Source organism: Paenibacillus nasutitermitis, assembly GCF_014641075.1.
GTDB classification, from domain to species: domain Bacteria; phylum Bacillota; class Bacilli; order Paenibacillales; family Paenibacillaceae; genus Paenibacillus_Z; species Paenibacillus_Z nasutitermitis.
Genome location: NZ_BMHP01000006.1, coordinates 263,152 through 278,421 on the forward strand (window position 1 = coordinate 263,152; position 15,270 = coordinate 278,421).

A 15,270-nucleotide genomic window follows, 5' to 3' on the forward strand; every position below is an offset into this window, starting at 1 on the left:
AACTTTGCGCGTTACACAAGGGGAGGAAGGTATTATATGGAAACGGTGATTGATATGCAAGGGGTAAGCTGGAAAAGAGAGGATCGTTTCCTCCTGAACGAGGTCAACTGGACCGTTCTGCCCCGCCAGCACTGGGCCCTGCTCGGCTTGAACGGTTCCGGCAAAACCACGCTGCTCAACATGATTAACGGCTATCTCTGGCCGACAAAAGGACGCATCCAGGTGCTTGGCCGCACACTCGGGGACACTGATGTCCGCCATCTGCGGCAAGCTATCGGATGGGTCAGTTCCTCTCTGCAGGACAAGCTGTACGGCTCCGATACAGGCGAGCGTATCGTCCTGAGCGGCAAATTTGCTACGATCGGGCTGTATGATAAACCCTCCAGGGAAGAGGTCAGCTATGCCTATAGCTGTATGGAGGCGCTGCAGTGCACAAAGCTGTGGAGCCGTGAATACCGCACGTGTTCCCAGGGCGAGAAGCAGAAGCTGCTGATCGCCCGTGCCCTGATGGCCAATCCGCAGCTGCTCATTCTGGACGAGCCCTGCAACGGCCTGGATCTGTTTTCGCGCGAGAGCCTGCTTTCAGCTATCTCCGCCCTGGCATCACGCGCCGATACGCCGACTTTAATCTACGTCACTCACCATACCGAAGAGATTCTGCCTTTATTCAGCCATATCCTGCTGCTGCGGCGCGGGCAGGTTGTCCAGGCCAGGGAGAGGGAGTCCATTATGAATGCGGAGGTGCTCAGCGACTTCTTCGAGAACTGTGTCGCAGTGGAGAACCATGCCGGGCGGATTTATCTCCGCCCTTACCCGCAATAATCTTGAGAGGACTGCCGCCCCGTTATACGCCATCTTAGTGCCCATAACCGTCCGTCCTTCCTTTAGCCCGGAGGCTCGGCGTTGTTGAACAAAGTGATTCCGAGCGCCAATTGATTCCATAGCAGCTCCTTTACTTTATCCGTCTGATAATCCTTGCATTTGACCATGACAAAAACATCGATCCGATTGTCGTTTAAGGTTTGCCTTTTATTCTTCCGGGTTTTGCGGGTATGCCAGCGGTCCACTGCATACCCCATAAGCAGGCCGAACACCAGACCGATCAGCGCCCACAGGATAGGTCCCCATTTCAGCACAAAACCATAAATCCCTCCCAGCAGCATAAAGACGGTCCCCAGAATAGCGGAGAGATCCACAAAGCTCTTTCCGTCTGCGAAATGAATGGTATCCAGGGTTTGAGGCATATCCACTCTTTTGTCCAGAGGAAGAATCAGGATAGACTGTTTGGAGATGCCCAGCTGCTGCATTTCGGCGACCGCAAGCTCAAGCCGTCCGGAATGTTCAAATGAGGCAATCACATACATACCCTATCCACTCCATTCCTTTGGGATACTGATCGAAAGCAATCCGGTGCATTCTGTTATCTATAGCGGCATGTCATAGCCTGCATGCTGATATTCCTGTTTGAAATAAGCGGCCTGTTCCTTTTTGAACAAGCGGTTATATTCCACGGTATTCACATAGGCATCATAGGCGACAAAGATATAAATGGATGGAATATTCAGAAACCAATGGAGGTTTAAATCCGCTTTGGCTTCGGCAAAATGGAGCTCCATCGTTTCATGGATTGCCGGAAGCACATGGGAGAAATGGATGATGACCGCAAACCAGACAATGAAAATAACGGCTGAGGGCAGACGGCTGAGATAGAGATGACCCAAGCCCGGGGCAAGAAAGGACCACAGAATCGCCATCAACGGATTTCTTTTTCCCAAATTGTTTCTTTCCAGAATAGAAAGATTGTCCGATCGGACAGTAAAACCATCTGCGCAGCTCAGCATATAATCATGATTGAGTTGTACCGCCTTCTTGTAACCGTCCCATATGGAAAAAAGATAGGCCGTTATATAGAACAGAAACCATCTCTTGTCCGCCGATTGAATCGCACGCTCAAATTGACCGGTCATGGAATAATAGATCGCGCTGTTGATCCCTGCCTTATAATTTACGGCAAATTCCCACATGATCAATATGAAAGCAATCATATATCTGTTCATCATCATATGCCCGAGTCCCGGAAACGCAGCGGACCACCAGGCGACAACCCATGGATTCCGGAAATGCATATAATTGATGGTATAAGCGCTGATATAGGCGGAGACATAACGCTCGGATGGTTTTGTCTGATGGCTTGAGGGCATGCGCAGGTCGACTCCTGTTGGTGTAGATCGAATAGCGTTATCTTTACCACGGGACTGTGAATATATCCCTTTCCACCCATAAAAACATGTACCGTGATTCTGTTAAGCAGCCCCTTGCGGGAAGGAAAGGGAAAGCAGCATCAAAGAAGAGGCCGCGACTCCCGTCATGGCCTCTTCTCATCTTCCAACTTATGGTATTATTCGGGAAGCGCTTCTTCCTCCGGATGATTGCCGACGCCATTGAGCAGGTCCGTGCCGTGGAATTCCTCCTGCGGGGCAGCCGGGTCTACCGGACTATCGTCGATTTTCGCCTCCGCCTCGTCTACCCTGTCTTCGTCCGCTTTGAGGACCGCATCATACGGATATACCTCAAGCAATTCATCCGCGGCGCCTTGGATCACATTCTCAGGCACCTCGTCCGTAAACAAACCGGCGTCTTTATCAATATCACGCTGCGTGACCAGATCTTTATCTTCATTCGCATTCTTGTCCATGAGAGTTTCCTCCTTAACAGGTATAAGCGATCGAGTATATATTACCCCGTTCCTCCTGTTTCGAACGCCTGCGGGCAATTTCTCTTGGACGGACGTCATCCAGCACTCGCAAGCGGCTTTACCGGACCGGCCCCAGACTCGCATCTTGATGCGTTATATTATAAAATCAACCCATCACCTGATATTTAATTTCAGGCGGATCCATCTTGTCATTGCAGAATCGGAGGTAAACGACCATGATTATTCGCCCATCCGTACCGGAAGATGCCGGGACGGTCATTCCGCTGCTTTACAGCGCCATCGGCAGCATTGCATTTCTGCTGACAGGGACAAGCGAACCGGAAACAGCGCTCAGCGCTATGAAGGAATGGTATCAACGGAGCGGCAACCGGCTGAGCTATGCAAATGTGCTGGTGGCCGAGAATGAAGGAAAACCGGTAGGGGCAGCATTATTTTACCATGGGAGCCAAATCGCGGAGCTGGACAGGCCGCTGCTGGAACGGCTGGCCGCCAAAAACGGCTCGGCTCCATCCAGCTTCCCGGTGGAAGCCAAGAAGAATGAATTTTATCTGGATTCGCTGGCGGTCAGTCCCGAATGCCAGGGCAGGGGAATCGGCAGCCTCTTGATGAAGGCGTTCGAAGCTGAAGGAAAACGCCGCGGTTACGAACGTGTCGCGCTAATCGTCAGTTCCGATAAGCCCCGTGCCAAAAAGCTGTATTCCGATCAAGGATACGCAGTGGACGAACAGCTTGAAATTGCCGGCGCCTCTTACGATCATATGGTGAAACAGCTCTGAGGCAATTATGAGGCCGCTCTAAACCCAGCTTATTGATCAAAACCATTCAAGCTAAGAAGCACCTTCATTTCTTTCCCGGGAGCCCGATTCAATTTATCGAACCAGAACGCCCCCTCATTAAGCCCGGCAACAGTCAAACGGTCCCCTAGACCGATTTTCTTGGCGGAGATCCATTCCAGTGCTGTTTGGAAATTACTTTTGGAATAAGCAAAGGAACCAAAGAGTTTTATTTCACGACGCACCACGTCATTAATATCCAGATTAGTATCTGCCTGATGTAATCCTGTAAATACGACCTTTCCTCCGTTGGATACGGAGGCCACGCACTGCTGACGCGTTATGGCGGAGCCAACCGCATCGATGGCAGCACTAACGCCTTTGCCGTCCGTTAGATCGCGGATATACGCGTCTACATCCTGCTCGCGCGGATTGACCGTATGCGCACCTAAACCGGCTGCGACTGCCAGACGATCGCCGCTAAGATCGACCGCTATAACACGTTTCGCCCCCTGGTGCAGAACGGCCTGCAAGGCAAACAAGCCAATAGGCCCCATACCGGTAACCAGCACCGTATCTTCGGACCCGGCAGCTGTGAGCTCCGCAACTCGCACACCACACGCGACGGGCTCTGTCAACGCGCCATTTTCTAAAGAAACATGGTCTTGAAGCGGATGAACGAATTCAGCGGGTACCTTGACATACTCGGCATTACTGCCCGGCAATGCTGCGCTTAATAGTTTACGACTAAGGCAGAGAGATTCGACACCCCTAACGCAATACGAACACTTGCCGCACGTAATCAACGGATTGGCAGTTACCCGCATACCTTCGCGAAGCCCGAGGGACTGACCCCCAGTTTCAACGATCGTGCCGGAAAATTCATGTCCGAATATCAGCGGTGGCTTGCGCAGCGCATTGTGGCCTAAATACCCGCTGAGCTCGGACCCGCAAATCCCTGAGAAGGCTACCTTAATCAGCACTTCACCTGGATCAGGAACCGGCACGGGCACATCCATCATTTCCATTCGTTCAGGCCCTAAATACACGAGTGCTTTCACTTCTATACCACCCCTCCTGTTATTTCAAAAAGTCTCTTATCGCCGAGCGGCAGGACTATTTCACTTTGCCTCTCGCAGCAATTGTCCAAACCTCCTGTACATGACCGTTTTCGGCGATATATAACTCATCCAACATATTAACAACGGCACAGCAATGCACCGGAATGATCGCAAGCTTATCTCCAACCTTTAGCCCTTGTTCTGACGGCGGCAAAGTTAGAACGCCATGCTCCTCATTAAACCAGGCTACTGTAACCTCCGGATGACCGACAACATATCCTCTTCCCGTACCGATAACGGAATCCTCGCCATCCATAGTGAACACCTTTGTTCCCGCATCGATAACTGCCCGATCGGGCGCAGGCCGGCTAATGACTGTAGCCAGCACGGTTAGAGCGCACTGCTCGATGTCCAATGCTTGGGTCTTCACCTGTGTTAAATCCCCGAACACATACGTGCCAGGGCGAATTTCCGTAATGCCATTCATGGAGGAGGCAAAGCGGCTAACCGGTGTTGATCCTGCGCTAATCGTTGCAATAGCAAACCCCAAGCGGCGGAGTACATCTGCGGAATGGGAGGCGATAGCCGCTTCTTGTGCTGCTACTTCCTTCCGCTGCCCGTCGCTCGTTGCATCATAGGAATGACCTGCGAATACCAGTACACCCGTTATGCGAATTCCTTTCAGCGGGATCAATGATCGTGCTAATCGTTCCAATTCATCCCCTGGCTGTACACCGACTCGGCCATAGCCCGGATCAATTTCGATCCAAACGTTGATGACGATGCCCGCATGTAAGGCAGCTTCAGATATACCCCGCGCCACCTCGTAGCTATCGCAGGCAACTGCAAGCTCCACTCTTCTGGCAAGCCGTACTAATCGTTCCAGCTTCGCGCTTCCGACGACGGGGTAAGCAATGACGATGTTGCGAATGCCGCCATCCGCCATGACCTCCGCTTCTCCGATCTTCGCTACGGTCACGCCGACCGCACCCGCTTCGATTTGCAACCGGGCGATTTGCGGGGTCTTATGTGTCTTGGCATGGGGTCGAATAGCAACACCTGCCTCGTCGGCAACCCTCTGGTAACGGTTAATATTGTCCAGCATTTTAGCTCGATCGACTACAATACATGGTGTATCCAGGTCATATTGGTTCATTTTATACGCCCCCATTCTTCCTCGCTATGCCAGTTGACCTCCATCCACAACGATACACTCGCCATGGATGAATGCAGCATCGTCCGATGCGAGAAAAGCAAATACCCCCGAGATATCTTGCGGCTTGCCTACACGACGAAGCGGAATATAGTGCTCTATATAATGGCTGACGAATTCCGGATCATCGATGGCTTCCGACATCGGTGTCTGGATATAGCCGGGGCATACGGCATTCACGCGTATTCCTGCTGCTCCCAGTTCAATCGCCATTGTCTTCGTAAGCAATACGATAGCACCCTTCGATGCGTTGTAATGAGCGTATTTGGCTTCGCCTGCCAGACCATTAGTGGAGGACATGTTAATGATAGAGCCGCCGCCCTGCTCCTTCATATGACGGGATACGCGCTGTGCGACATAAAACATGCCGTTCAAATTCACGTCAATCATTCTCCGCCAATTGTCATCCTTAATATCAACGAACGGCTCTTCCCAGGCGATGCCTGCATTATTGGCCAGTATATCGATGGCTCCCCGCTCTGCCACGATCCTTCCGACAACGTCATCGACCTGCTCGGGCCGGGAAACATCCAGAACCTGATGAGATACTGAGTATCCGGAGGCTTGAAGCGTTTCCTCCGCTTTAAGCAGCAACGATTCCTGAATATCTGCAAGGATGACATGGGCGCCTTCCGCTGCGAACCGCTCTGCGATCGCATACCCGATTCCTTGCCCTGCACCAGTCACTAGCGCTGCACGATTAACAAAACGTTGCATGGCACACCCCTCATTCCGTCTTACAAACAATTGCATCGATTTCAACCTTTATTCCGTCTAACCCGGCCTCCACACAAGTCCGGGCAGGAAGCGGGGAGTTGAAGTAGGTCTGATATACCGCATTAAACCGGTCGAAGTCAGCGAGGCTGGCCAAATAAACACCCACCTTGACGACATCATCCATCGTATAGCCTCCCGCTTCCACAATAGCTTGGATATTATCCATGGTCAGCTTTGTCTCGGCTTCAATCGTTCCACTCACGATGTTCCCCGCTGCATCAAGCGGCCCTTGTCCTGATATGAAAACCATGTTTCCCACTGCTACTCCTTGCGAATAAGGCCCACTCCCGATTGACGCATCCTTCGTGTTAACAGCCCTTCTCATCGTCTTCCCTCCTGACGAAATCTATTATGGATTCATTAGGTCGACCGCCCGCACCAGCGAAGCATGGAAGTGGCATAAATCTCAACAAGCACAACCAGGCTGTCCAAGTCTACAAATTCACCCGGTGCATGAGCATTACCACCCGATGGACCCAGAATCAGCGCAGGCGAAGAACCATATTCATTAAATACAAAAGCATCGCAGGCGTATGGCGCTCCCGTCACTTCGGCCTTCCGCCCCGTTGCCGATTCGATTTCCTCAGCCAGAATGGGAAGAAGCGGAAAGTCCGGCGCAACCGAGCAGCCTGGCAGAAACCGAATCATCTTATTAAATTCAGGACGTGCAAGTCCTTGCTCATAGCTGCGGCCGCTGAAACGTTCATAACCAAGCAGCAGCTCTTCCCGCAGTTGATCTTCACTCACGCCAGGGTAACACTCCACCCAGATGTCGACGTGGCATTCAACGGGACCGACATCACATAAAGGCGAGCTAAGATCCCCCGCCTCCAGACGCGTCACGATAATAGGAAGCTGCTCCTTGCGGTCTGAATACCAGGGCGCAGGTCCTGCCAGATCAGCACGTTCCTGCTCATGCTTCTCCAGAAACACGATGAATCGGGCTGCATCATTCGCAGGGTTCTGCATAACCTCCCCGCTGAACGACAGCCCGGTTGTTCCCCGGAAGGTTACACGCCACAGGGCGCCTCCCCGTGCGGCGGGATATAATGCGAGATTCGTTGGCTCGGGAATGATGACTGCATCAGCAGTTACACCATGGGCACGACCAGCAACCGTACCGTTTGCTCCGCCAAACTCTTCATCGACGACGGACTCTATCAGCACATCTCCTTGCAGCTTAATGCCAAGTTCCATTAGACATCTCGCTGCCATCATCGAAGCGGCCAGGCCGCCCTTCATGTCATAGGAACCAAGTCCGAACAGCTTATTGTCTTCAACGAACGGTGAGAAGGGGTCGGTTTCCCAGCCCGGAGCAATAGCTGCTGTGTCGATATGACTGGAGAAGAGGAGGGATTTCCCCCCTCCTGTTCCTCTCCACTTGGCACTTACATTCGGCCTGTCGCTATAGTCTTTGCCCGGATAATAAGCAGGATGCTCATGAAAGCCCGGCACTTCTTCAGGGTAGTACAGTTCCGCCTCCAGCCCAAGCTCCTGCATCAATTCGTGCAGTTTCTGCTGGCATTCCTTCTCTGTCCCGGTAACAACACGGTTAACCGTGTCATATCGAATGAGCGTGGATAACAGGTCCGCCATTCGTCCACGATTCAATTGGATCCAATCCCGGATCAACACCGGGATATTCCGTTCATTCCCGCTCATCTCTATCACCTTTCCTTCCAAGCTGATGCCATTACTGCGAAATCCGGCTTGGTGTCGGCATATGCTTATAGAGGTAACAATCGACAAGGCCTTCCTGCCCTTGGAACAGGAGCCGCTTCTCTTCAAGTTCCTCCAAACGATCCACGTTGCCTGCAAGGTACGACGAAATCCGTTCAATGGCCGTATTAAGGCTCATGAACAGCCCGCCATAACGCAAATCAATTATGTCCCAACCGAATGGTTTGTTCACGACATGCCAACGCTCCATATGATAGGCGCGGAGCTTCTCTACCCTGGTGCGGATTTCTGGAAGGGTCTCTTGGGCAATTCGTGCTAATTCCTGCTTATCCCCGCCCAAGTATGCATCCGTAATCCGAATCCCTATGTCTGCTTTCAGGATCAGCACATTACAAAGACGTTCCAGCACTTCAAATACGAAACCGTATTCGCCGTTACGGGTGGCGAATAGAGCCATCTGCTTCTGAAGCTCGGTATAATGCCCTGCCATGTCAAGTCCGCGCAAATTTTCGTCGAACAAACCCATCATCACATTCTGCCAGAGCATATAGCGGGAGGGGTTATACGTCTCGTGATTCATCGGTTGAATACCAGGAGGCTCGTCCACGTTCTTAATCGCCATGAAGTCTTCCATCCGCCCGCCCGTACAATATTGGAAACGGCGGCTTAACTTGTCCTCATCCAATTCAAGCGCATAGCCATGCTCCGCATATAATTGAAGTCCGAGCAATGCGGAGAACCAATCACATTCCGTGCCATCGTCTCCCCAAAGCGTTACAAATACCTCCCGCACGCCTTCGCGCTTGCACACATTCAGAGCCGCATTAGTCGAATCGAACGTTGCTCCGTAGTTCAAGACAAAACCCTTCCAGTTCCATATTCCTCCCGCGAAGATCGGTGTGGAACCGAAGGTCTTGTGAGTACGGACAAAATCCGTGTAGAACCCTTCGTCATAATGATAATAGTCCCAATAAACAAACTGAATGTTCTTCGGCATTCCCGCGATAACTTCATCAGAAATAACAATATTCCTATCATAATATTCGCCTGACGGTGAGCTTCCACGGAAATACATATCACTCCACATCATGGGAACCAAGTCAAGCGACTCGACGATCTCCATCACTTTCTTGAGGTGAATGTTCATAATATCCGCTTTGGATTGCAGTCCGTTCTGGACTAAATATTCACCAAGTCCCAATTTCCAGGCTTCGTCCATCCCGATATGAATACGCTTCGAACGGACCGGAGCTGAAGCAGCAACCAGCATCTGCTCGATGAACTCATAGGTGCGGTCATAACCGACCAGCATCGTCTCATGATCATCGCGAAGATCTGCGAATGCTTTCCATTTCAGCACATCGGCCAGATGGCCCAGCGTCTGGATACAAGGGATCATCTCAATGCCGAATTGATCGGCGTAATCGTCCATCTCTCTGATCTCATCCTGGGAGTAACGGCCTCTCATATAGCCGAAGTACGGCTGCTCTTTCACGTCGAAGCTATCCTCGGTATACAGCATAATCATATCCAGGCCCATCAGTGCCATTTTCCGCAAAAACGCTTTAATCGAGTCCGTGCGAATGACAGCGCCTCCTTGGGAGACGTCGAACATCGGCCCATTCATATCGAATTGAGGCTCTTCCTCAATGAGAAACGTACTGCTCTCCCGCAGCGCTTCAACAAGCAAGCCAATTGCCCGGAAGAAATGGATTTTTCTTTGATAGGCAATACGCAGACTGTCACCCTCCGCTTCAACGATAATCCGATTGATAGAATGGTTCACAACCTCGACCACCCGACCTTCGGAAGAAAGCTCAATGCCTGCTTCAGCCGCTAATAATTGTAATCCATCTTTTAAACCGTCCAGATCACCCATAAAGTTTAATTTCATTTCTGAAGAACCTCCTTTTTCAACTGAAAGAAAAATGATTTAATATAATGAATATTATAGCATAAAATTTTCCCTAGAGCTGTAGAAAATAAAACTATTTTGTTTAAATTAAATCATAAATGCTGCAAATATTGCGATTTTTCGAAGAATATGGTTTAATGAATCTATTGATCGATTTTCAGTATATCGAAAAGGTGTGGCAATATGAAAAAACAATACAGTGTACCTGCCTTAGAGAAAGGCATGGCCATTATTGAGATGCTAGCCAGCTCCAAGGACCCGCTCGGCGTTACCGATATCTATGAACAAAATGGACTGCCCAAATCCTCGATTTTCACGATCTTGAGCGCACTGGAGGACCTGGGCTACGTCATGAAGACGGAGGAGGGAAAATACCAGCTAACCTTGAAGCTGTACAACGTCGGATTGGAGAGACTATCCAAGCTCGATATTCGTCAAGCGGCACAGCCGGAAATGGAATGGATCGCAGCGAACATGAAGTTCACCGTGCATCTTGCCATTCTGGAAAACGACAGGGCCCTCTATATCGATAAAGTTAACGGCCCCGGGTTCGTCCAGTTCTCTACTCATATCGGGCAAACCCAGATGCTTCACAACTCCGGCGTCGGCAAAGCGCTTGCGGCCTACCTAACGGATGAACAGTTAACCCATGCGATCGAGAGGCATGGAATGCCCAAGACCACGGATCATACGATGACCTCGCTGGAAGACTTCAAGTTATTCCTCGCCAGCGTGCGTGAGACCGGTTATGCCATCGAGGACGAGGAAGGCGAAGTCGGCATTCGCTGCATTGCCGTTCCGATCTTCAATCACAAAGGAAAGACCATCGGCGCTCTTGGCATTACCGCTTTAAGAAATGAGCTGCCCAGCATTTCCTTCCATGACTTCGGCAATTTACTTAAGGATAAGGCATTAACCGTTTCCCGGAAGCTGGGCTTCAATAGTTAAAGATAAGCGGGCCTCTTTTTTTTCAGAGCCCGCTTATCTCGCTTTATCATCCTAAGCGACTGGGTTCCAGACACTTCGCAAGCAAGTTTCGGGTAATCACCTGCACCCTGGAATCAACCCCCTGCGGCCGACCAAATGTCCCCATTGCAGGAATATGTCCGGGAGGGCTGCTTAATCCGTTAGCCCACCAGATTGTTCCTGCATTAAAGACCCAATTGCCCAGCGATCCAGGATAGATAACAGCGCCATGCCTGCCATGTTCCGGGTTTGGACGATCATCATCAGACTGCGCAGTTCCAACCAAATGATTCGCAGCTACGACCTCCAGGCCTTCAATATCCTTGAACGGGGCTCCATGGTATTCCCAACCGATCAATCCTGAAATGGAATCCCCCTGCCTCATCCCCGTCCCCTCGAATAACCAATGCTCCGGCTTCGTAACCGTCCAATCCCCATAACCCGGGCCGAAGGAGGATGAGCCCATCAGCTCATGCTCATCCATAAAGCGCTTGTGCCGTGCAAAGGAACGAAACGTTCCGCCTGCTCCCCCGTAAGTCACGATCTCGTGATACAGAGCATTGCCGGACAAGAACAACAAGCTGACTCCCGCATCTCTCATCGCTGTGGCATTGTCATACATTTGTCTCGTCCAATACTCATCATGCCCGACAGATAAGAATACACGGCAATTGTCCGCCAACGCTGAATCCCCATGCAGATCCAGATTCGAGCAGTAAGCCACATCATAACCTTCGCTCTCCAAAAAATAGGTCAGCGGATATTCCCATAATAGAAATTCACCCGAACCACATGACAGCGGAGCCTCCATAATCTGGCTGTACTTGGAGTACGGACGCTCGAAGCTGACTCTTACGTTCGTTCCCTGATACCACAAATAGGGCGTTCCATCATCATAAAGCGAATTAACGCCAGGCCATTTGTTGTAGGACTGCCAGGTCAGGTCGCTGACCTGCACGACGATATCAGCAGGGCCGCGCCTCTTCACAACGAAGATGATATAGCTTTGCGCAGGCTGCGGTTCTTCCCTTGACAGCTTGGCCAAATAAACGCCGCTAGGCCAATCTTCAGGTATAACGAGAGATGCCCCCTTCTCCCAGTTGCATTCCCTTAATCGTTCAATCGTCTCCATGGGAACAGCCTGAACAGTGCCATCCAGAGGGCCGATCTGCCGGTAATGCCGGCCGCCTTTTCCCCCGTAATAACCCATTCGATAAATATCAATGGTATAGGCACCCGCAGGATTCATGCTTATCTTGAAATCGATCTGCTCGCCCGGATAGACACTCGTAGCTGAAGCAAAACCTTCAATAGCAGGAGAACGGAGACCTCTCGTAAGGGGTAATCCCATTGTCGATTCCGGATACTCGTATATATAGCGTGTAATCTGCCAATCCAACGTGCCGTTAAGCTTATTCTCCTCAGCAATTGCGTTAGTCATCAGCATTCCTCCAGAGACTCCCTATTGGTTAGCAGACCAATCGACTGCTCTTTTCTGCAGATCGTCCAGATATTTCTGAATATCCACACTCTTCCCATTACGAATATCACTGATAAAGTTGTTCACTGCCGGAATAATATCGCTATATAAGAACGGCGTTCCCTTAGTAAGGAAGATTTCACTTGTAACCTCCGCAATCTCAAGCGCCTTACGGGTATACTTGTCCTCCTGGGATACAAAATCAGCATTCACGACCACTGGCGTGTACTGAAAGTTCTCATACATATGCTTTTGCGTTTCATAGCCGGCCAGAAACTTCATCACTTCCCATGAGGCTTCAAGATCCTTGGGCTGCTTCGCCATAACAATCGGATCAATCGCCACGAAACCTTTTTGAAGAACGGGCTCATATCTTTCCAGCAAAGCCTGATCCTTCGTTTCAGCGAAGGCACTCATCATGGTGTAGCCGTTAGAATTCAAAGAAATGGCAATGTCGTTATCCTCAAGCCCAAAGGTCTCGGACCCTTGCCCGTTAACAAAGGCTGTAGGAGGAATGGCAGCCGCCTTAGCCATCCATTCGAATACCTTCACCATTTCAGGCGTGTTCAGCTCCCACTTAATATCCTTCGCTTTGTCCACCGTGCCTTCCCCGCCGCCAGCGCCATATGCATACGCAAGAGCGAAGAACGTGGAGGCACTTGCATCATTTCCGCTAAACCACAGACCGTAGTTCTCCTCGCCCGTCTTCGGATTTTTACCGGTCATTTTTAATGCTTTCTCCAAAATTTCTTCGGGAGTGGGGCTGGCAGACAACGGCTCGACTCCCCAATCCTCGAATATTTTGTTATCCATAATCGGCATTCTCTGTCCAAGCACAGATGGAAGTCCAATATGAGACTGGCCATCGGCAGACACGATGCTATACGATCCATCCCATATCCCTTGAGGGTACATACTCTTATCAAAGGCCGTGTCTTTCTCAACCAGATCATCAATACTTCTTGTTAAGCCCTGCTGGTGGAAGTTGGCAGACCAGCCGCCCGCTGTATACAGAATATCCACATCCTTGGAAATCAGCATCGAGTTCTGCTTTGCCAAAGCATTCTCCCAAGGGACCTGTGTAACTTCTAATTTGATATTCGGATACTGCTTCTCGAACGTTTCCTTCAGGTACTGGCTTAAGCCGACGGTTGATTTGCCGGTAACGGGATCGATTCCATTCTCCAGAGGCCATCCGGCAAGCGCTACCCGGACCACCCCGGCAATGTCCTTTGTTTCTGCTGATTCTGCTGTTTCTGCCGTTTCTGTTGTGCCCGTTGTTTTCGTTACTCCCTGTGATTCACCAGGCTCCTTGGAAGAGTTAGAACAAGCTGCAATAACTGAAAATGTCATAACGAGTATCAAGACTAGCATCCATCTTCTCAAAATAAATGCCCCCAATTCGTTGAATAGGTTTGAATATCCGAACACCGTGATCAGCAACGTCTTTGCACAACTTATTCATCGAGGAACTTAGGCTGCAGGGTTAAACTATGAAATAACCCTCATTATTGAAATAGGATGGCGCGGCAAGGAGCGGCGCACACATTCGGGATGTTTAGCGGCAGAACCATCAACGTCCACGGCCCTGTGCCAGCTTCACGCAGCTGCACAAGGGGGGCAACCATCAACCGGTCCTTCGCATAGTAGCTCATCAATAAGGTCATTTCACCGCCAGGCTTGCGTGGATCTTCTATGGATGTAATGTCCATTCCGAGTAGGCTGACATCATGATCAATAATCCAATCCATCGCTTCAGGTTCAAAATAAGGGCTCGATTCCGTGTACCCGGGCTGATTCCAGAATGCATCCCAACCTGTCGCGATCAACAAGCCATCGCCTGGAGCAAGCACCGATCCGACCGCCTGCTCCAGTTCTTCCGCTGTAATCGCTTCAAAAGGCTGTTTATCCGGAAGCTGCGCCACCCACGTTCTCACCATCAGCCGATCCAGACTAATGTCTCCAAGGCGCTCCCGATCAGCGAATAGATGGTTAGCTGTCTCCAGATACGTCCCTGCAAGCGAGTGCAGTTGGAAAGCATGACCCTCATAGCCGTGAGTTGCAACATCTGCAACTTGATCTACAACAATATCAGGAAACGGATCTCCGTAATTCCACATTCCATTCTCCAATTTGCCAGTCAGATCGATCCACTTCTTCATGCCAGATCCTCCATCAACCATATTGATAACCAAGCAGCGTTTCACTCACCCGATTCTCATCAGACGGCAGCAGCGGCAAGCGCGTCTCCGCGCTCTTGAATAGACCCAGATGGTGATACAAGGCTTTGGTCGTTGGAATCTCGTCTCCAGGACCGAACATATGGATGAACGGCAATATTTTACTTGAGAAGACAGCAAAGCTTTCCTCCCGTTTCCCCGCCCGGTACAGATCCCAGCCTTCCTTGAACGCCTTCGGAAAGATGATCGGGGCAATAATCATATTCCCATCAATCCCCGCCTCTATGGCACGGAAGCAGATGATGTCATCGCCTCCGAATACCGCGAGTGAGGTGTGCTGTTTCAACGCCCGGATTTTGCCCATGTTATGGTCGGTCATTTTGATCGCCTTAATCGCTGGAACGGCTTCCGCCAATTCGATCAGCTGCTGCGCGGTATAGAGGGTATTCGTCGTGACCGGATTGTCATAGAAAATGATCTGCAGACCCGTCCTCGCCGCAAGACTGCCC

16 protein-coding genes are annotated in these 15,270 nt (G+C 50.7%); 3 read left to right on the forward strand and 13 right to left on the reverse strand.

The genetic code is table 11. The features are described 5' to 3' along the window. Positions 1 to 36: 36 nt before the first annotated feature. Entirely contained in the window at positions 37 to 822 is a 786-nt protein-coding gene (locus tag IEY46_RS29760) for an ABC transporter ATP-binding protein (protein WP_188997993.1), read from the forward strand. Positions 823 to 884: 62 nt separating this feature from the next. On the opposite strand, the gene IEY46_RS29765 is transcribed toward IEY46_RS29760, so the two are convergent. The 3 genes from IEY46_RS29765 to IEY46_RS29775 form a co-directional block, all read right to left on the reverse strand. Continuing rightward, positions 885 to 1,364, reverse strand: a complete 480-nt coding sequence (locus IEY46_RS29765; protein ID WP_188997996.1) for a hypothetical protein — start codon at positions 1,362 to 1,364, stop codon at positions 885 to 887. 60 nt (positions 1,365 to 1,424) lie between these two features. After that, on the reverse strand, positions 1,425 to 2,201 hold the full coding sequence (locus IEY46_RS29770) for a hypothetical protein (protein WP_188997999.1): 777 nt from the start codon (positions 2,199 to 2,201) through the stop codon (positions 1,425 to 1,427). A 197-nt stretch (positions 2,202 to 2,398) separates the two neighbouring features. Continuing rightward, positions 2,399 to 2,695, reverse strand: coding sequence for a hypothetical protein (locus IEY46_RS29775; protein WP_188998001.1), 297 nt, complete (start codon positions 2,693 to 2,695; stop codon positions 2,399 to 2,401). 236 nt (positions 2,696 to 2,931) lie between these two features. On the opposite strand from IEY46_RS29775, the gene IEY46_RS29780 reads away from it, so the two are divergent. Continuing rightward, positions 2,932 to 3,492: a GNAT family N-acetyltransferase gene (locus tag IEY46_RS29780; RefSeq protein ID WP_229750630.1), complete on the forward strand. Its 561-nt coding sequence runs from the start codon at positions 2,932 to 2,934 to the stop codon at positions 3,490 to 3,492. 29 nt (positions 3,493 to 3,521) lie between these two features. Here the strand turns inward: IEY46_RS29780 and IEY46_RS29785 are convergent, their stop codons facing one another. Genes IEY46_RS29785 through IEY46_RS29810 form a run of 6 tightly spaced genes read right to left on the reverse strand, consistent with a single transcriptional unit; the run spans position 3,522 to position 10,114 of the window. Next, a complete protein-coding gene (locus IEY46_RS29785) occupies positions 3,522 to 4,550 on the reverse strand; it encodes a zinc-dependent alcohol dehydrogenase (protein WP_229750631.1) in 1,029 nt (342 codons plus the stop codon). 55 nt (positions 4,551 to 4,605) lie between these two features. Next, positions 4,606 to 5,706 (reverse strand): alanine racemase, encoded by a 1,101-nt coding sequence (locus tag IEY46_RS29790; protein WP_188998007.1) that lies wholly within the window; start codon positions 5,704 to 5,706, stop codon positions 4,606 to 4,608. A gap of 24 nt (positions 5,707 to 5,730) precedes the next feature. Beyond that, entirely contained in the window at positions 5,731 to 6,480 is a 750-nt protein-coding gene (locus tag IEY46_RS29795) for an SDR family NAD(P)-dependent oxidoreductase (protein ID WP_188998010.1), read from the reverse strand. Positions 6,481 to 6,490: 10 nt separating this feature from the next. Next, the gene (locus IEY46_RS29800) at positions 6,491 to 6,865 is read right to left on the reverse strand and encodes a RidA family protein (protein WP_188998013.1); all 375 of its coding nucleotides are present in this window, start codon (positions 6,863 to 6,865) and stop codon (positions 6,491 to 6,493) included. A gap of 35 nt (positions 6,866 to 6,900) precedes the next feature. Continuing rightward, positions 6,901 to 8,202, reverse strand: coding sequence for a M20 family metallopeptidase (locus tag IEY46_RS29805; RefSeq protein ID WP_229750632.1), 1,302 nt, complete (start codon positions 8,200 to 8,202; stop codon positions 6,901 to 6,903). A gap of 31 nt (positions 8,203 to 8,233) precedes the next feature. Beyond that, a complete protein-coding gene (locus tag IEY46_RS29810) occupies positions 8,234 to 10,114 on the reverse strand; it encodes a beta-N-acetylhexosaminidase (RefSeq protein ID WP_188998017.1) in 1,881 nt (626 codons plus the stop codon). Between the two features lie 204 nt (positions 10,115 to 10,318). Between IEY46_RS29810 and IEY46_RS29815 the strand changes: the two genes are divergently transcribed. Beyond that, complete coding sequence (locus IEY46_RS29815; RefSeq protein WP_188998020.1) at positions 10,319 to 11,083, forward strand: IclR family transcriptional regulator; 765 nt, start codon at positions 10,319 to 10,321, stop codon at positions 11,081 to 11,083. 46 nt (positions 11,084 to 11,129) lie between these two features. On the opposite strand, the gene IEY46_RS29820 is transcribed toward IEY46_RS29815, so the two are convergent. The 4 genes from IEY46_RS29820 to IEY46_RS29835 all read right to left on the reverse strand — a co-directional run. Then, positions 11,130 to 12,542: a N,N-dimethylformamidase beta subunit family domain-containing protein gene (locus IEY46_RS29820; protein WP_188998023.1), complete on the reverse strand. Its 1,413-nt coding sequence runs from the start codon at positions 12,540 to 12,542 to the stop codon at positions 11,130 to 11,132. Between the two features lie 21 nt (positions 12,543 to 12,563). Further along, complete coding sequence (locus tag IEY46_RS29825; protein ID WP_229750633.1) at positions 12,564 to 13,967, reverse strand: extracellular solute-binding protein; 1,404 nt, start codon at positions 13,965 to 13,967, stop codon at positions 12,564 to 12,566. A gap of 122 nt (positions 13,968 to 14,089) precedes the next feature. Then, a complete protein-coding gene (locus IEY46_RS29830; RefSeq protein WP_188998026.1) occupies positions 14,090 to 14,743 on the reverse strand; it encodes a cyclase family protein in 654 nt (217 codons plus the stop codon). A gap of 13 nt (positions 14,744 to 14,756) precedes the next feature. Continuing rightward, positions 14,757 to 15,270: dihydrodipicolinate synthase family protein (locus tag IEY46_RS29835; protein WP_188998028.1), on the reverse strand; the 514-nt coding region annotated here is incomplete at its 5' end.